This window comes from Trinickia sp., assembly GCF_051954495.1.
GTDB lineage: Bacteria > Pseudomonadota > Gammaproteobacteria > Burkholderiales > Burkholderiaceae > Trinickia.
Genome location: NZ_JBQCHR010000182.1, coordinates 76,521 through 92,762 on the forward strand (window position 1 = coordinate 76,521; position 16,242 = coordinate 92,762).

A 16,242-nucleotide genomic window follows, 5' to 3' on the forward strand; every position below is an offset into this window, starting at 1 on the left:
CCTGCCGTCGCGCTCGTGCGGATGCGGCGCGCGCGGCGTTCGTCAGGGCTGTGTCAGCCAGTTTTCCAGCGCCGTCGCGAGCATGACCGGCGCTTCGTACATCGGGTAATGGCCCGCATTCGCAATCGTTTCGAGCGTTGCGTGCGGATACCACGCGAGCCATGTGCGGGCCATCAGATCGGCCGTGATCGTCGGATCGTGTTCGCCGATGCAGATCTTCACCGGCGTGGCGTTGCCTTCGACCAGCGCGGAGAAATCGTTCGCGGCCCAATGCGGCAGATACGCGGCGAAGGCATCCGCGCGCGACAGTCGCAGCGATTCGCGCGCGAGGTGAGCGGCGAAACGCGGCGTGAGACGGTTGCCGGTGGAGAACGCAATGATGCCTGCGCGCCGCTGCTCGTCATCGATGGCCGCGCGAAACGCCGTCAGGCGCGCGTCGTTCATGCGCGAGCCGCACGCGGGCACGGCGCATACGGCCGCCATGCGTTCGATGCGCTCCGGCGCCGACAACAGCACGCGCTGGATCGCCACGCCGCCCATCGAATGCCCGATCAGGCTGAACGTTTTCCAACCAAGGTGATCGGCGAGCGCCACCACGTCCCGCGCGGCTTCCTCGAACGAGAATGCGCCGTCGCGCTCGCGCGAGCGTCCATAGCCTCGATAGTCGAAGAACACGTAGGTGAACGCCTCGGTGTCGAGCCACGGCACGAGTGCACACCAGTCCTCGGCGCTGCCGAACCAGCCGTTCATCGCGAGCACGTTGCGTGGGCCGTGGCCGATCCGTACGTAACCATTAAGGGTTGGTGTCATGCGGTGACCTCCGCCGGGCACGGCGCCAGCGCAAGGGCCGGCGCAATGCGTCCACGACATTCGCCGAACCCGATGGATACGGCGCCGGGTTTCGATGCGCGTGCGCGCAACACGATTTCGTCGCCGTCTTCCAGTTCGATGCGCGTTTCGCCGCCGGGCAGGCGAAGCGGATCGCGACCCGCATTCGTCAATTCGGTAAGACAGGCACGCGCGGCATCGTCGGCGCCTGAAATCGTCCCGCTGCCCAGCAGATCGCCGGTGCGCAGATTGCATCCATTGCTCGTGTGATGCGCGACCATCTGCGCGAACGTCCAGTACAGATTGTCGAGATGCGTGTGGGTGATTTGCACGGCGCCCGCGCCCGATGCGCCGAGTTTTTCAGTGGACAAGTGCGCAAAGAGCTCGAGATGCAAGCCGCCCTCGCGCTGGTCGAGCGCTCCGTGCAAATGCGCCATCAGCGGCGGATCGCTGGGCGCTCGGGCGACGGGCGCTTTGCGAAATGGCGCAAGCGCTTCCGACGTGACGATCCACGGCGACACACTCGTATGAAAGCTCTTTCCCAGGAAAGGGCCGAGCACTTGCTCGAACCACTGAATGCTCTTCGCGGACCAGTCGTTGAGCAGCGAATAGCCGAAGATGTGTCCGTGCGCGTCGTCGATGGCGATCGGTTGCGCGAGCGCGTTGCCGACGCCGATCCACGCGGCGAGTTCGAGTTCGAAATCGAGCGCGGGCGCGGGACCGAATGCGATACGGCCGTCGGCGCTGCGATATTGCCCGTTCGGCCGGCGTACCTCGCCTCCGCTCACACGCAGCGACGAGGCGCGGCCGTGATAGGCAATGGGCAGCGATTTGAACGCGGGCGGCAGCGGATCGGCAAGACCTTTGTAACGACCGTGGCGTTCGGTGTGATGCAGCGAGGTCAGAAAGTCGGTGAAGTCGCCCACGTCGCAGGGCAGGCGCATGGTGAGCGTGTCGATGCGCGGCAGTAGGGCGCCGGCATGCTCCTGCACCACGGCGCGTTGCGGCGCGTCGCTTCTGAGCAGATCGGACAGGGCCGCGCGCAGGGCGCTCGCATAGCGCGGCGGCATCGACATGAGGCGATTGAGCGTATCGTCGCAGGCTGCGTCGCAGGCGAGCCAGGCATCGCTGCCGGATACGAGCAGAGCGCTGTCTCGCAGCGCCGCGAGGTCGACTGCGTGGTCGCCGATGGCCACGCCCGCATGTGCCGCGCCGTCGCGTTCGAAGACGCCGAGCGGCAGGTTTTGAATCGGAAAATCCGCTCCCGGTTCGTTCGCCGATGCGATCCAGCTGCGGCGAGCCGGATCGTGAGTCACGTTGAGGTCGCTCATGCGGCTGGCGTCTCCGATGCGGCTGCGCGTCGTTCGGCATTCCACGCTCGCAGCGCGGCGTGCGCCTCGTGTTTATACGCGGCGAGGGTTTCCGCCGGTGCGACGGGCACCGTCAATTCGACGCGAAAGCCGTTCGGATCGAAGAAGTAAATCGAACGTACGAAGTGATGATCGGTTATGCCGAGGACGTCGACGCCGTGATCGACGAGGCGCTGCTTCATCGTTTCGAGTTCGTCCAGCGTGCCTAGGCGCAGCGCAATGTGATTGACCCACGACGGCGTATTCGGCGATGGTTCGGCGGCGGTATCGTCGCCGAGATCGAAGAACGCAATGTTCGAACCGTCGGCCATCTCGAAGAACAAGTGCACGTACGGGCAAAATTCGCCCGTGCTCGGCACGCGGTCGAGACGGATCAGATGAACGAGCGGCAAGCCGAGAACGTCTTCATAAAAATGCCGGGTCTCTTCTGCATTGCGGCAGCGCCACGCGAAGTGGTGCAGACCGAGCACGGGCGGTGGGGATTCAAGCATGCGATGTCTCCTTGATGCGCGGGAGGGAGGCGGTGCGAGGCGATACGCCTAGACCTCGACGGAGTCGACGTCGTATTCGAACAGCCAGTTGTAGCGTTCCTTCACGCGCTCCTCGCTCCACTCGCGCTCGACGTATTCGGCCGCGCCTTCGGCGTGCGCGAGCGCGGGATTGTGAAAGCGCTTCGTATTCGCCGCCGACCCGCGCACGATGCGCGACGTGCGCTCCAGACGCAGCGCTTCATAGCGTTCCAGCGCGCGCGGCAGCGCGTCGGGGTAGCGTTCGAGGCAGCGCGCGATCAGATAACCGTCTTCGAGGGCCATGCCCGCGCCTTGTGCGAGGAACGGCAGCGTGGGGTGGCAGGCGTCGCCCAGCAGCGTGACGTTGCCGGAACTCCAGTGCGTCATTGGCTCGCGGATCATGAGCGCCCATTTGTAAGGCACGTCGATCGCGGAAATCAGCGCGCGCACGTCGTCGTGCCAGCCCGCGAAATCGGCGAGGCACTCCTCGATCGTGCCGCGTTCCGACCAAGATTCGACTTGCCAGCCGTCGCGCTCGACCGCACCGACGAAGTTGACGAGCGTGTGCCCGCGCAGGGGGTAGTGGATCACATGCGCCCCTGGGCCCACCCAGTTGACGCCGAAAGGTGTGCGCAGGTGATCGGGCAGCTTCGAGGCGTCGATTACGCCGCGCCACGCCATCACCCCGGAATACACGGGCTCGTCCGCGCCGAACAGCGCGCGACGCACACGGGAGTGCACCCCGTCCGCGCCGATCAGCAAGTCCGCCTCGAACGTGGCGCCCGAGACCGTTTGCACCTCGACCTTGCCGTTCGCTTGCGCGATCGATTCGACTTTGTGGTCGAGCCGAATGGCGTCGGGGCGCAAGGCGCACACCGAATCGACCAGCGCTTGATGGAGGTCGGCGCGATGCACGGTGAAATACGGGAAACCGTAAACTTCGCGGGAGGCCGCGCCGAGATCGAAGAGCGGCCAGGTCTGACCGCTGTTCCAGAGGCGCACGCGCTTGCCGGGGGGCTCGCATGCGAGGCCTTCCAGGCGTTCGCCTACCCCGATCCTATACAGCACGCGCGTGGCGTTGGGGCTCAGCTGCACGCCGGCGCCGATTTCTCCTAGCGCCTTGGCCTGTTCAAGGATGGTGACGTCGAAGCCCTTTCTCAGCAAAGCGGCCCCTGCCGCCAGTCCGCCGATCCCGGCCCCTGCTATGACGATCTTCATTCGATCTTTCGACCTCTTTCGTTGTGACGTTTCTTTCATCGAGGATATCGATCAATCCATCGACAAAATTTGTAAATGGGTTCGCGCCTTGAAACGAAGCCACTTTAAATTAACGTCAGCCGCTAAAGAAGCAAAAGAATTTGAACGTCTTATCAGAGAATTTTATTAATGCGGCATTGAATTTCACATGCCCCAGCGGTGCACGACGGAGGACTCGATGCCGAACAGATCCAGCACGCGCCCGAGCGTATGGTCGACCATCGCGTCGAGCGATTCCGGGTTGGCGTAGAACGCCGGGACCGGCGGATAAACGATCGCGCCGGCTTCGGTCACGCTCGTCATACTGCGCAAATGACCGAGATGCAGCGGGGTTTCCCGCACCATGAGAACCAGCCGGCGACGCTCCTTGAGCGTGACGTCGGCCGCTCGCGAGAGCAGCCCGCTCGTCACGCCCGTCGCAATCTCGGACAGCGTGCGGATCGAGCATGGTGCGACGATCATGCCCATAACGGGGAACGACCCGCTCGAGATGGCTGCGCCGATGTCCGTGTTCGGATAATTGACGGCCGCGAGCGCGCGCACGTCGGCGACGCTGTACTGCGATTCGTGCGCGAGCGTGACTTGCGCGGAACGGCTCATGACAAGATGCGACTCGATGTCGAGTTGCCGCAGCAATTGCAGCAATCGGACACCGTAGACGACGCCTGACGCACCGCTGATACCGACGATCATTCGCCGGGGCGGTACTGCACTCAAATGCATGGGGGTTCTCCGTTTAACCGGCAACCGGTTTTGAATGCGTCGGATGTTAGCACGCGGTTTCATTCTTACAAACGCGTTATGAAGATGATTCCGATTAATCGGTATATACCCTTATCGAGTATTCGAAATGTTCGATCGATTGATAAACAATTCGCGATTCAAAAGGCGAATTGAAGTGGTTAAACTCTGTCGGGCTTCGAACTGCGGGGTGTCGGGCAGCGGCCCGATGCGATAGCGCGAGGCAAGCAGCCGGCGCCGCGAGCGATCGGCGAACGCAAAAAAATTGGAGACACGTGTTGAAAACTCGTCTGCTCGTCGGCGTTTGCGCCGCGATCTTGGCTGGACCAGTGTGGGCTCAGTCGTCGGTTACGCTGTATGGCAGCATCGACGTCGGCCTCGATTTCGTATCGAACTCGCAAGGCCAGCGTCTGTTTCAGGAAGCGTCCGGCAAGCGCCAGCCTGACCGGTGGGGCCTGCTGATCAAGGAGGGGCTGGGCGGCGGCAATACGGTGTTCGCGCGGCTCGAAGCGGGTTTTCTGACCAACTCGGGTGCGCAGATCAACCCGACTAGCTTCTTCAATCGCGACGCCTACGTGGGGATCTCGAACAATCGTTGGGGCTCGCTGAGCTTAGGCAACATCAACGACTATATCTATCAGTACGTGGGCCGCATGAACAATTCGGTGCCCGGCATTTCTTCGTTCTATACGCCCGGCAACCTGGACGGCCTGGCGAACACGCACGCGTTGAACAATTCGGTGAAGTACGAAACGATCGACTTTCACGGCATCCAAGCGGGCGTGATGGATTCGTTCGGCGGCCAGGCCGGTAATTTCAGCGCTGGGCGTCAGTACAGCGCGGGCGTGCAGTATATGAGCGGACCGGTCAGGGTGGCCGTTGCCTACACGATGTCGCATAACCGCACGGCCGACATCTTCGGCACGTTCAGCATGCGGTCGCTGCTCGGCCAGCCGCTCAAGCAAGGCACGATGTTCAACGCGAGCCGCTACAGCACGCTGGCCGCGGGCGGCTCCGTCAAGATCGGCTATTTCACGCCGCATCTGACGTACTCGGGCGTGAAGCTGGAAGACAGTCAGGGCTCGGCGACGCTCAACAACTATCAGGCCGGCGTGAACATCGACCTATTCGGAAAGGGCTTTTACGTGCTGGGTCTATCGTGGGATCACTCGTTGTTCCAGGGGCTCGCAATCAACCAGTACAACCTGTTTCTCACCGATTACCTTTCGAAAAGCACACAGGTGTATGCGGGCGTCGGCCTACAACGCGCCTCTGGCGCGGGTGCGCGTGCCGCGCAATTCGGCTACCAGCCTTCGTCCGACGGCAGTCAGACGGTCGCACGCATCGGCGTGAATCATATGTTCTGACGAAACGGGGGCCCTCGGGCGTGCAACGAGAGATCGCAAGCAGCGATGGCACGGCCCGATTGTTCACGAATTTCTATCTCTTCATCGGTATTTTTTGATTGAGCCGCGCGGGGCTGCCTTTTATATTGTGGCTCCGGTCGTGGCGCCGCCCAGAGAGACGGCGAGCAGCAACAGCGAGCGCGGACCCGTGGCGGCGGTGCGCTCTTCCATGGGGTAAACGGGACATACATGCAAGCAGAGCGGACTTTCAACATCGCGACACTGGTGGAAGAGCAAAAGGCGGGACGCTTCGCCGTCGGCTTGCTGTTCTGGTGTTTCCTGATCATGCTGATGGACGGCTACGATCAAACGGCAGTGTCGTTCGCGGCGCCGGCCATCGTCAAGGCATGGCACGTCTCGCGCGGCGGTTTCGGGCCGGTATTCGGCGCGGGTCTGTTCGGTACGCTGATCGGCTCGTTCATCTTCGGCTATCTCGGCGACCGTTTCGGTCGTAAGAAAGCGATCGTGGCCGGCAGCTTCTTTTTCGGCGTGCTGACTTACGCTTCGGTATGGGCGAGCTCGCTGCACCAACTCATGCTGCTGCGTTTTCTCGCCGGTATCGGCATGGGCGGCGTGGTGCCGAACGCGGTTGCGCTCGTTGCCGAATATGCGCCGAAGCGCCTGCGAGCGACTTGGGTCACGCTGATGTTCTCCGGTTTCTCCATCGGCGCGGGCTCCGGCGGGCTGGTGTCGTCGGCGCTCATTCACCGGTTCGGCTGGCCTGTCATGTTCGCCGTGGGCGGCGGCGGTTCGCTGCTCGTCGCACTGCTGGCGAGCTTCACGCTGCCCGAATCGGCGAAACTGCTCGCGATTCGGCGCCGTGACCCGCGCATGCTGCACCGTCTCGTGACACGCTTGCGTCCCGAACTGTCGATACCGGCCGACGCCCAATTCGTCGCGGGCGAAGTGCGCGAAAAGCAGCGTTTCGTCTTGAAGCTGATCTTCTCCGATGGCCTTGCCGCCATCACGCCGCTGCTGTGGATCGTATTCATCGTGAACTCGATGGCGCTCTACTTCCTGCAAAACTGGCTGCCGATCTTGATGGAAGGCATGGGCATCGACCCGCACGGCGCGGGACTCATTACGATGATGTTCTCGGTGGGCGGCGTGATGGGCGGTTTGATTCTCTGCCGATTCGTCGACAAGCACGGCGTGCTCGCCATCATTTCGCTGCCGGCGATCGGCTTTCCGGTCGTGGCGATGCTCGGCCACGGGTCGTCTCAAGGCTGGCTGATGCTGGCCGTGTTCGCCACGGGATTTTGCGTGGTGGGCGCGCAATACGGGTTGTACGCGGTGGCGGGCATGATCTACCCCACCTCGTTCCGCTCCGCGGGCGTGGGAAGCGCGATATCGGTGGGAAAAATCGGCTCTGTATCGGGGCCGGTCATCGGAGGGGTGCTCCTTGCGATGCACTTGCCTATCGTGCAACTCTTTTACGCCGCCTCTTTGCTGTTCGTGATTGCAGCCGTGTTCTCGACGGTGCTCGCACTGCTCTACCGCACGCGCTTTGGCGAGCGGCGAACTCCGGTGTCGGCGGCTGAAGCGGCCGCGGAATCGACGTGACGCCGGCGCCCGAGAGCAAAATGCGCGCCGCGCGTGTAAAAAGCGTATCGCTGCAGGCGCGTCTCGCGCTGACGATCGGATTGCTCGCGGCGCTGATGACGGGCATCGGCGTGCTCGGTCTCGTAGGCGCGTGGCGTGCGAACCGCGCAAGCCAAGATACGTATCAAAACAAGCTTACGGCCGCCGTGCACATCGGCAATGCGGAGATGCTGATCGGTCGCACGCGTCTCGTCTTGGGCGGGGCGATGGCACAGCCCGAGAGCCCGCACGCTCGAGCCCAGATCGAGCGCGCCGGGGCGTTCTTCGTTCAATCGGACGAACAATGGCGCGCCTTCGTCGATGAGCCGCACGAGCGGGACGAGGTTCCGCTGATCGAAGCGGCAAGCCGGCAGCGTGCACCGATGCGCGAGGCCATGCAAGCGTTCATCGATGCGCTGAAGGCGGGCGATCGCGATGCCGCGCAACGCATCGGTACCGTGCAGCTGAGTCCGCTGTTCAACGCCATGAGCGGCGCGAACGATGCGCTGAAGCGAACGCTCTACGTGAACGCAAAGCGCAGCTACGAAGCTGCCGAGCGCTATTTTCATTGGTTTCTGGCGGTGTCGGCGGCGATGATCGCGTTTGGCGTCGCCGCGGCCGGGTTCAGCTGGCTCACGTTGCGGCGCGCGATCATGACGCCGCTCAACGAAGCGCTCGCGCACTTCGAGGCGATCGCGGCCGGCGATTTGCAACGCCAGATCACCCACGGAGAAGCCGACGAAATGGGGCGTCTGCTCGATGGGCTGCGCGACATGCAGTCTCAACTCGCGCGCACCGTCACGGCCGTTCGAGCGAGCAGCCGATCGATAGGAGCCGCCACCGCCGAGATCGCGGCCGGCACGCTCGATCTTTCGTCGCGCACGGAAGAGCAAGCGGCCTCGCTGGAGGAAACCGCCGCGAGCACGACAGAGTTGACCGAAACCGTCCGTCAGAATGCGACGCGCGCGCAGGAAGCGCACGCGATCGCCGATGAAGCGTCCGCGGCCGCGAACGACGGCAATGGAGCGATAGGGCGCGTGAGCGACACCATGACGCGCATCGATGCGAGCGCGCGCCGAATTGCGGACATCACCGGGATCATCGAAGGCATCGCGTTTCAGACCAATATCTTGGCTTTGAACGCAGCGGTGGAGGCGGCGCGCGCGGGCACGCACGGGCGAGGGTTCGCCGTGGTTGCCGCCGAAGTGCGCTCGCTTGCGCAGCATTCGTCCACGGCGGCGAAGGAGATCGGCGAACTGGTGAACGACGCGGTGCGCGCGGCATCCGACGGCACGACGATGGTCGCCGAAGCCGCGCAAGCGATCGAGCGGATTCTCGATGCCGCACGGCGCTTTGCCCACATGATGGGCGGCATCGTCTCGTCCGCCGAGGAGCAGCGCGCCGGTATCGAGCAGGTCGATGCCGCCGTCAATTTGATGGACGCGATCACGCAGCAGAATGCCGCGCTGACTGAACAGGCCAGCGCCGCCGCGCAGGCGCTCGATCAGCAATCGCGCGAACTGGATAGGCAGGTGGCGCGCTTTCGCGTTTCACCGGCCGGCGGGTAACGGCGTATCCCGCATCGTGTTTTGCAGCGGATCGAGTTGCGGCGTGCGCCGAGTCGATTGGCCCGCCGCCGGTCTGCTGCAAGATCGTCCAATACTCCGGTCGACCGCGCCCCTAGAATCGAACCCTCGGGCACAACGTCGGGGTACGAGGCATGATCGAATCCAGAATCACTTTGGTGCGAAACGATGGGGTCCTAACGATCGGAATCAACCGCCCCGACAAGCGAAACGCGCTGGACGGTGCGATGTTCGGCGCGCTGGCGAACGCACTGCGTCTCGCGCAAGACGATCCGCAAGTCCATTGCGTGCTGCTTCACGGCACGGGGCCTCATTTTTGCGCGGGCCACGATACCGCTGCGTTCGGCGCATTGTGGCCCCAGCCGGCGGATGGCGCGATCAGGCGCTGCATTGCCGCGTTCGCGGAACAACCAAAGCCGCTCGTCGCCGCGGTCACCGGCGCGGCCGTGGGCTTCGGCGCCACGCTGCTGTTGCACGCCGATTGGGTTGCCGCGGGCGAGAGTACGGTGTTCCGGTTTCCATTCGCCGATCTGGGCATCGTTCCCGAAGCCGGAGCGACTGCATTGCTGGCACGCAGGGTAGGCGATCTGGCGGCTCGGGACTGGCTGCTGAGTGGACGCCGGGTCACGGCGGCGGAAGCATTGCGGCACGGATTCGTCTCGTGCGTGATGCCGGATTCGGACGTGCTCGCCGCGTCACGCGATTACGCCGCGCGACTCGCGGGAAAGCCACATGGTGCATTGCAATCCACCCGGCGTCTGTTGTTGGCGGGGAGTTCGCGATCAGCCCTAGAGGCGATCGAGGATGAACTCGCCCATCTTAATGTGCTTATTCCCGAAAATTCAACCGAAGGGCCGACAGGGTGATGCCCAGCGGCGCCGCGCGAGGAATGCAGTTTGCTTGGTAAGCGGCGACACCTTGACGGGGCAGAATGAAAGCGTCAGGGCGCGACCGCACGCGCGATCGAGCGATCGGCGGCCCATCGCGCGGGTATGGAAAATAGATCGATGTGCGCAAACGCGCGGAGATAAGCGATGACGATCGAACAGGACGTCGTTTCGTTGCTGACGTCGGCTGGCCTGAAGCTCGCAACGGCCGAGTCGTGCACAGGCGGATTGATTGCGGCTGCGTTGGCCGGGGTGCCCGGAAGCGGTCGGTGTCTCGACGTTGGATTCGTTGCTTACTCGCCTACCGGAAAGTCGGGGTTCCTCGGGGTGAAGCGGGAGACCATGGACCGGTATGGGCTCACGAGCGAGCCGATCGCGCGCGAAATGGCGGAAGGCGCGTTGGCGGTCGAGGGATGCAGTGCGGACGTGGCCGTGGCCAATACCGGCGTCGCCGATCCTGTGGGGGACGGCGAAGCGCCGCCGGCGGGCACGCAGTGCTTCGCCTGGTCCTGGCGGATCGAAGGTCGACCTTGCGTGACTTTCACGGAAACCAAGCGTTTCTCGGGCACTCGCAATGAGATACGCGAGGCGGCCGCGCACTATGCGCTGTCTCGGATCGAGCATTACTTCGCGCTGGCGCACCCACGTCTCGCGGGATGCGAATAGCGGGGCAAGCCTGCCCGCGGCGGCGGCTGCCCCGTTCGTTCCGCTTTTTAGGCGGCGTTCAAGAGAATACCCAACGGCATGAGCGGCCGAACCGGCATCAGTTCGAACGCGAGTAGGTTATCTTGGCAAAGCGGCAACGCCTTGAGCAGCGCATCGGCCTCTTCGACCGACGTCACGTTCATCAGAAAAATCACACCCTTGGTCGGCGCCCATAGCCAGAACTGCTCAAGCTTCTCCTCGAGATAAAGCTGAAGCGTTGCGCGGACTTCCGTCGACATGTAGGTCTTTTGCTGCTCGGGAGTAAGCGGCTTCAACGTGCCAATCGCCATCACTTTCATAGTCTGCTCCAGTTTCCAAACGTGATCGGGATGTCGTCCGCGCAACCGGCGAGATTGCGTTCGGATCGATGCCAATGTAGACAGAAACCGATCGCTGCACTATTGTCGTAAATGACATTTATAGCGTCATTTCCGCCATGAAATTCACTGTTCTCGCGCTCGATGGAGTATTCGATACGGGCCTGTCCGCGGTGCTCGACGCGTTCACCACCGCGAACGAGCTGGCCGCCGCCAAGCAACCGGGCGTCGGCCCGCATTTCGAAGTCGAGGTGATTGGTGTGCGGCGCGAAGTGCGCACGGCGTTGGGCATGCGCGTGCCGGTCAAAGCGGCGAGCGCAATGGGCCGGCCCGATTGGCTGGTCGTCCCCGCGCTTGGGACGAAGATGCCGCGACAACTGCTGCCCGCGCTCGCCAGACGCGACGTGAGCGATGCCATGGCATTGCTTCGTCAAAGTCACCGGGATGGCGTGAAAATCGCGGCCGGCTGCATCGGCACTTTCGTTGTTGCGGAATCGGGTTTGCTCAACGGGCAGGACGCCACGACCACGTGGTGGCTCGCGCCGCTGTTTCGCCAGCGGTATCCGGAGGTACGTCTCGACAGTGAACGGATGCTGGTGCCTTCTGGAAACTTCGTCACTGCCGGGGCGGCGATAGGACACCTCGATCTTGCGCTCTGGCTGCTCACCCAGGCGAGTCCCGACCTTGCATCGCTCGTCGCACGCTATCTGCTCGTGGACGCGCGGCCTTCCCAGGCGCCTTACGTGATTCCCGCCCACCTCGCGCGTGCGGACCCGCTGGTCGAGCGCTTCGAGCGTTGGGCTCGAAGCCGGCTGTCGGAGGGATTCTCGCTCGATGCGGCGGCGCAGGCGCTTGCAACGAGTACGCGAACGCTACAGCGCCGCATCGAGGCGGTGCTCGGCAAATCTCCGCTGTCCTACTTCCAAGACCTCCGCGTCGAGCGCGCCGTCCATCTTCTTCGCACGAGCCGCCTGGACATCGAGGCCATTGCCGCGGAAGTGGGATATGTCGACGGCGCGACGTTGCGCACCTTGTTGCGCCGGCGCCTAGGGCGCGGCGTGCGAGAGCTTCGCGGCGTGAGGGCGAACGAAGGCTGAGCGCTACCGGCAGTTCACCTAACGAGCGCACAGGGAGGTTCGCCCACGCTGGTTCAGCGTCGATGCACGGCCTCTCGCACGAAGTCCGCATGGAAAACGATCAAAGCGAGAAATCGGCGACGGCTTTGCCGAAGTGCGACTCGGTGCGATTGCGTTCGATGGCGGCGGGGATGTCGTCGAAGCCGACCACTTCGCTCACCTTCGATTGAAGCGCGCCCCTGGCCACGTCCGACGCCACCTTTTCCAAAAGCGCTGGGTCAGGCTTGTTGATGAACCACAGGCCGCGGCGTCCAGCCGGCGTGCGCGCCAGGATGTCGGGCGAGGTCGTACCGACGATCGCGCCGCTTTCCTTCAGCACTTGCCATGACCGATCGAGCACTTCGCCGCCGACATAGTCGAGCACCAGGTCGATGTCTCGTGCGATGTCTTCGAACCGCTGGGTCCGATAGTCGATGACGTGGTCCGCGCCCAGTTGGCGCACGTAGTCGATGCGGGCCGAGCCTGCCGTCGCGAACACCTCGGCGCCCGCTTGCTTGGCGAACTGCACGGCAAAGCCCCCCAATCCGCCTGCCGCGCCGTGAATGAGGACACGCTGACCCGGCTGGATTGGACCCGCGTGATGCAGGCTTTGCCAGGCGGAAACGGCCGCGATCGGAAGAGCGGCGGCGCGAACGTCGTCGAGATCCTTCGGCGTCAACGACAGATTCGCCTCGCCGACCGCCACGAACTCGGCATAAGCGCCCGGCCGGCCGAGCGGCCCCATGACGCGATCGCCCACTCGGAAGCGAGAGACGCCCGGGCCGACGGCCTCGACGATGCCGGCGATTTCGACGCCCAGCACGGCGGGCAGCGGCAGCGGGAAGGCGTCGCGAACATAGCCCTCGCGGATCTTCCAATCGATGCCGTTCACGCCGGCGGCGCGAACGCGGACGAGCACTTCGCCCTGCTGCGGTTCGGGCTTCTCGATCTCGACGATTTCGACTGCGTCGGCGTTTCCATAGGCGCGGATCAGGACGGCGCGTTGTGTCGTGTTCATTTGAAACTCCTCATATCAGGTTGCGGTGAGGACAATTTAATGTGTTGCATCGACAAAACGAAGACGCGAAAATGTAGACATGTCGTTTCAAAAATGGAACACCATGGATTTGAACGCGCTCGGCGATTTCGCGCTCGTCGCCATGCATGGGGGGCTGGGGAAGGCAAGCCGGGCCAGCGGAAAGTCGAAGGCCACGCTGTCGCGACGCATTGCCGACTTGGAAGAGCAGCTGGGTGTGCGATTGATCGAACGCGGCGCCCGCGGGCTCAAGCTCACGGAAGCGGGCGAGATGCTGATGGCGCGAACCGAGGGGCCCATGCACGAGGTGGCCGAGGCCATGACCGCCGCGCGCGAGGGGCTGTCGTCGCCGCGCGGGCGCCTGCGCATTGCTTCGCCCGTGTTGTTCTCGCAGCTCGCCATGGGGCGCATTTGCGCCGAGTTTTGCGCGGCCTATCCCGAAGTCTCGGTCGAGCTAGTGGCGGAAGATCGCATGGTCGATCTCATCGAAGAGCAATTCGACGTGGCCATTCGCATCAACCCGAGCCCGGACAGCAACTTGGTGGGGCGATGCTTCGCGAAGGACAGGCTCGTTGTCGTGGCTGCCCCGTCGATACCCGTGCCGCGTTCCGGCGCGGTCAGATCGGTGCCGGGCATCGTCTTTTCGAACTTCGAACCCACCACTTGGAGCCTCGACGGCGGGCGCTTGATTCTGCAACCGGTCCCGAGGTTGAAGCTTTCCTCGTTTTTGATGATCCGCGACGCGGCCGTGGCCGGTGGGGGCGCGGCGCTCATCCCCCAATCCATCGCGTGGGATCAACTGACGAGAGGGGAGCTGGTCCAGTGGGGCACGGTCTCGGACGTGGAGGTCGCATTGTGGGTCTTGCATACGTCGCGACGGCTTCCTTCTCCAAAGGTGCGCGCCTTCGTCGAGTTCATGTGCGACCGCTATCCAGCCGGGTCGCTCGTATTGAAAGGGTAGAAAGCGATAACGGATCGGAGGCCGATCCGTTGCGCGGCCTCACCACCGGACGGTGCGGCCGCGGTAGTCGAGATACTCGAGGCCCGGGCGGCCCATCTTCGTCAAGATCACGTCCACGACCCCCGGAACGCTTTCGTCGATCGACAATCGCCCCTCCGGCCCGCCGAGTTCGGTGCGCACCCAGCCGGGGGCGATCAACAGCATGGCCCGAGGCGTGTGCGCTTGCCGCGCGGCAAAGCTGCGCATGAACTGGTTCAATGCGGCCTTGCTGCCGCGGTAGACCTCCCGCTGGCCGGATTCGTTGTCCGCGATGCTGCCTTGCCCCGATGACATGATCCCGATGAGGCCGGCTGGCGCAACGAGGTCCGACAGGCTTTCGACCACCCGCATCGGACTGAGCGCATTCGTGATCATGAGATTCACGAAATCCTCGGTCGACACTTCGCCGATGGTTTGCGTGGGGTCGGGATTGGTCGTCCCGGCATTGACGAACAAAACATCGAAGATCCGGCCGGACAGTCGCCCGTGCAAGGCGCGCAGTTGCTCGGGCCGGGTAATGTCCAATGTCTCGATCTCGACGTGGCTGGGGTGCGCATCGGCCAGGTCGTGCAGCAGCGTGCGACCCGCGCCGGCGCGAACGGTGCCCACGACGTGCCATCCTTTTTTCACGAATTCGGCGGCCATGGCGTGACCGAGACCGCGCGAAGCGCCGATAAGCAGGATCGAGGGCGTTTGATTCGGGGCATGGGGCATGGCGAGTTCCGTTTTGCATGATCGATTTCATCCATTGTCTAGGACGTCGCCGGTTTGCACCAGGCGCCTCGTCCGCAACATTCGATTGCGCTGAACGCCATAGATGGACGGTATTCGTTTATTCTGGGCGGATGCCAAACGTCGATCTGAATCTCTTGACCGCCCTGGATGCTTTGCTCAGCGAGCGCAGCGTGACGGGGGCGGCCCGCCGCCTCGGTCTCAGCGTATCCGCGATGAGCCGGACGCTGACGCGCTTGCGCGCCGTCACGGGTGATCGTTTGCTGCTGCAAGCGGGCCGCACGCTGGTGCTTACGCCTCATGCCGAGCAATTGAGCCAGCGTATTCCCGCTTTGGCGCGGGAAGCGCAGGCGGTGCTGGGCCGCGCCGAACATCGGTTCGATGTCGCCACTCTGACGCAGCGCTTCACGTTGCGAGCGGGCGAGGGCTTCATCGAACTGCTTGGCGCGGCGTTGGTGGAGCGAATCCACCATGCGGCGCCCGGCGTGCAGCTTCGCTTCGCGCCGAAGCCCGATTGGGACGCCCAACCGCTCAGGGAAGGTGCGATCGATCTGGAGATCGGTATCGTCAGAACGTCGGCCCCGGAGGTACGGACGCGTTTGCTCTTTCGCGATCGCTATGTCGGCGTGTGCCGCAGCGGTCACCCGCTCTTGGAGGAGGGCGACATCAGCGTGGCGCGATGGGCCGCGTGCGGCCATGTCATGACCTCGCGCACCGGTGAAGCCGAGAATCCGATCGATGCAGCATTGGACACGCCGGACGCGAAGCGGAAAGTGTTGATGGTGGTGCCGTCATACACGAGTGCGATGCAGTTGGCGCGTCATTCGGACATGCTTGCCGTCGTCCCCCATTCGTGTTTGGGCAACACCTTTTTGCCGGCCTTCGCGACGACCAACGGCTTGCAAGCGTTCGAACTGCCCGTACCCATACCCGCCTTCAATATTTCCGCGATTTGGCATCCGCGTCTCGATCACGATCCGGCGCATCGGTGGTTTCGTGGCGAGGTGCTGGCGCTGTGCATGGCCGGGTACCCTCGATAACCGTTGCCCGATTCGATGCGACGCGGCGTGCGCTGTTGCTACGCCCTACGACCCTTTGTAGCTTTGCGTGCGCTTGCTTTACGAAACCCTACGTCGATTCGTAAGCTCTCCTAATCGATTTTCGCCCTGACA

16 protein-coding genes are annotated in these 16,242 nt (G+C 63.6%); 8 read left to right on the top strand and 8 right to left on the bottom strand.

Features of this window, described 5'->3' with window-relative positions; genetic code table 11:
- Positions 1-42: 42 nt before the first annotated feature.
- From ACTHNR_RS25700 to ACTHNR_RS25720, 5 genes are all read right to left on the bottom strand, one after another.
- The gene (locus tag ACTHNR_RS25700; RefSeq protein ID WP_440551474.1) at positions 43-810 is read right to left on the bottom strand and encodes an alpha/beta fold hydrolase; all 768 of its coding nucleotides are present in this window, start codon (positions 808-810) and stop codon (positions 43-45) included.
- A complete protein-coding gene (gene fahA / locus ACTHNR_RS25705) occupies positions 807-2,159 on the bottom strand; it encodes a fumarylacetoacetase (protein ID WP_440551475.1) in 1,353 nt (450 codons plus the stop codon). The genes ACTHNR_RS25700 and fahA overlap by 4 nt, the downstream gene beginning before the upstream one ends.
- Positions 2,156-2,689, bottom strand: a complete 534-nt coding sequence (locus ACTHNR_RS25710; RefSeq protein WP_440551477.1) for a VOC family protein — start codon at positions 2,687-2,689, stop codon at positions 2,156-2,158. The genes fahA and ACTHNR_RS25710 overlap by 4 nt, the downstream gene beginning before the upstream one ends.
- Before the next feature lie 48 nt (positions 2,690-2,737).
- Positions 2,738-3,925: an FAD-dependent monooxygenase gene (locus ACTHNR_RS25715; protein WP_440551479.1), complete on the bottom strand. Its 1,188-nt coding sequence runs from the start codon at positions 3,923-3,925 to the stop codon at positions 2,738-2,740.
- A 183-nt stretch (positions 3,926-4,108) separates the two neighbouring features.
- Positions 4,109-4,687, bottom strand: a complete 579-nt coding sequence (locus tag ACTHNR_RS25720) for a UbiX family flavin prenyltransferase (RefSeq protein WP_440551480.1) — start codon at positions 4,685-4,687, stop codon at positions 4,109-4,111.
- 293 nt (positions 4,688-4,980) lie between these two features.
- Between ACTHNR_RS25720 and ACTHNR_RS25725 the strand changes: the two genes are divergently transcribed.
- The 5 genes from ACTHNR_RS25725 (at position 4,981) to ACTHNR_RS25745 (ending at position 10,831) form a co-directional block, all read left to right on the top strand.
- Positions 4,981-6,072 (top strand): porin, encoded by a 1,092-nt coding sequence (locus tag ACTHNR_RS25725; protein ID WP_440551481.1) that lies wholly within the window; start codon positions 4,981-4,983, stop codon positions 6,070-6,072.
- Between the two features lie 228 nt (positions 6,073-6,300).
- Complete coding sequence (locus tag ACTHNR_RS25730) at positions 6,301-7,674, top strand: MFS transporter (RefSeq protein ID WP_440551483.1); 1,374 nt, start codon at positions 6,301-6,303, stop codon at positions 7,672-7,674.
- Between the two features lie 20 nt (positions 7,675-7,694).
- On the top strand, positions 7,695-9,260 hold the full coding sequence (locus ACTHNR_RS25735; protein WP_440551484.1) for a methyl-accepting chemotaxis protein: 1,566 nt from the start codon (positions 7,695-7,697) through the stop codon (positions 9,258-9,260).
- 152 nt (positions 9,261-9,412) lie between these two features.
- Entirely contained in the window at positions 9,413-10,144 is a 732-nt protein-coding gene (locus ACTHNR_RS25740; RefSeq protein WP_440551486.1) for an enoyl-CoA hydratase-related protein, read from the top strand.
- A gap of 168 nt (positions 10,145-10,312) precedes the next feature.
- The gene (locus ACTHNR_RS25745; protein ID WP_440551488.1) at positions 10,313-10,831 is read left to right on the top strand and encodes a CinA family protein; all 519 of its coding nucleotides are present in this window, start codon (positions 10,313-10,315) and stop codon (positions 10,829-10,831) included.
- 47 nt (positions 10,832-10,878) lie between these two features.
- On the opposite strand, the gene ACTHNR_RS25750 is transcribed toward ACTHNR_RS25745, so the two are convergent.
- Complete coding sequence (locus ACTHNR_RS25750) at positions 10,879-11,169, bottom strand: hypothetical protein (protein WP_440551490.1); 291 nt, start codon at positions 11,167-11,169, stop codon at positions 10,879-10,881.
- A 137-nt stretch (positions 11,170-11,306) separates the two neighbouring features.
- Between ACTHNR_RS25750 and ACTHNR_RS25755 the strand changes: the two genes are divergently transcribed.
- Positions 11,307-12,284, top strand: coding sequence for a GlxA family transcriptional regulator (locus ACTHNR_RS25755; RefSeq protein ID WP_440551492.1), 978 nt, complete (start codon positions 11,307-11,309; stop codon positions 12,282-12,284).
- Positions 12,285-12,384: 100 nt separating this feature from the next.
- On the opposite strand, the gene ACTHNR_RS25760 is transcribed toward ACTHNR_RS25755, so the two are convergent.
- Positions 12,385-13,320 carry an NADP-dependent oxidoreductase gene (locus ACTHNR_RS25760; RefSeq protein ID WP_440551494.1) on the bottom strand — a complete coding sequence of 312 codons (936 nt, stop codon included), beginning with the start codon at positions 13,318-13,320 and terminating at the stop codon, positions 12,385-12,387.
- A gap of 103 nt (positions 13,321-13,423) precedes the next feature.
- On the opposite strand from ACTHNR_RS25760, the gene ACTHNR_RS25765 reads away from it, so the two are divergent.
- Positions 13,424-14,299 (top strand): LysR family transcriptional regulator, encoded by an 876-nt coding sequence (locus tag ACTHNR_RS25765; protein WP_440551558.1) that lies wholly within the window; start codon positions 13,424-13,426, stop codon positions 14,297-14,299.
- Positions 14,300-14,338: 39 nt separating this feature from the next.
- Here ACTHNR_RS25765 and ACTHNR_RS25770 read toward each other — a convergent pair whose 3' ends face one another.
- Complete coding sequence (locus tag ACTHNR_RS25770; RefSeq protein WP_440551495.1) at positions 14,339-15,052, bottom strand: SDR family NAD(P)-dependent oxidoreductase; 714 nt, start codon at positions 15,050-15,052, stop codon at positions 14,339-14,341.
- A gap of 131 nt (positions 15,053-15,183) precedes the next feature.
- Here ACTHNR_RS25770 and ACTHNR_RS25775 point away from each other — a divergent pair, with 131 nt between their 5' ends.
- Positions 15,184-16,110 (top strand): LysR substrate-binding domain-containing protein, encoded by a 927-nt coding sequence (locus ACTHNR_RS25775; protein WP_440551497.1) that lies wholly within the window; start codon positions 15,184-15,186, stop codon positions 16,108-16,110.
- Positions 16,111-16,242 lie beyond the last annotated feature (132 nt).

Bases quoted from the DNA above. Each gene is read 5' to 3' on its own strand.
- ACTHNR_RS25710 (WP_440551477.1), bottom strand. From the start codon at position 2,689: ATGCTTGAATCCCCACCGCCCGTGCTCGGTCTGCACCACTTCGCGTGG.
- ACTHNR_RS25750 (WP_440551490.1), bottom strand. From the start codon at position 11,169: ATGAAAGTGATGGCGATTGGCACGTTGAAGCCGCTTACTCCCGAGCAG.
- ACTHNR_RS25720 (WP_440551480.1), bottom strand. From the start codon at position 4,687: ATGCATTTGAGTGCAGTACCGCCCCGGCGAATGATCGTCGGTATCAGC.
- ACTHNR_RS25715 (WP_440551479.1), bottom strand. From the start codon at position 3,925: ATGAAGATCGTCATAGCAGGGGCCGGGATCGGCGGACTGGCGGCAGGG.
- ACTHNR_RS25765 (WP_440551558.1), top strand. From the start codon at position 13,424: ATGGATTTGAACGCGCTCGGCGATTTCGCGCTCGTCGCCATGCATGGG.
- ACTHNR_RS25735 (WP_440551484.1), top strand. From the start codon at position 7,695: ATGCGCGCCGCGCGTGTAAAAAGCGTATCGCTGCAGGCGCGTCTCGCG.
- ACTHNR_RS25700 (WP_440551474.1), bottom strand. From the start codon at position 810: ATGACACCAACCCTTAATGGTTACGTACGGATCGGCCACGGCCCACGC.
- fahA (WP_440551475.1), bottom strand. From the start codon at position 2,159: ATGAGCGACCTCAACGTGACTCACGATCCGGCTCGCCGCAGCTGGATC.
- ACTHNR_RS25730 (WP_440551483.1), top strand. From the start codon at position 6,301: ATGCAAGCAGAGCGGACTTTCAACATCGCGACACTGGTGGAAGAGCAA.
- ACTHNR_RS25740 (WP_440551486.1), top strand. From the start codon at position 9,413: ATGATCGAATCCAGAATCACTTTGGTGCGAAACGATGGGGTCCTAACG.
- ACTHNR_RS25755 (WP_440551492.1), top strand. From the start codon at position 11,307: ATGAAATTCACTGTTCTCGCGCTCGATGGAGTATTCGATACGGGCCTG.
- ACTHNR_RS25775 (WP_440551497.1), top strand. From the start codon at position 15,184: ATGCCAAACGTCGATCTGAATCTCTTGACCGCCCTGGATGCTTTGCTC.
- ACTHNR_RS25770 (WP_440551495.1), bottom strand. From the start codon at position 15,052: ATGCCCCATGCCCCGAATCAAACGCCCTCGATCCTGCTTATCGGCGCT.
- ACTHNR_RS25760 (WP_440551494.1), bottom strand. From the start codon at position 13,320: ATGAACACGACACAACGCGCCGTCCTGATCCGCGCCTATGGAAACGCC.
- ACTHNR_RS25745 (WP_440551488.1), top strand. From the start codon at position 10,313: ATGACGATCGAACAGGACGTCGTTTCGTTGCTGACGTCGGCTGGCCTG.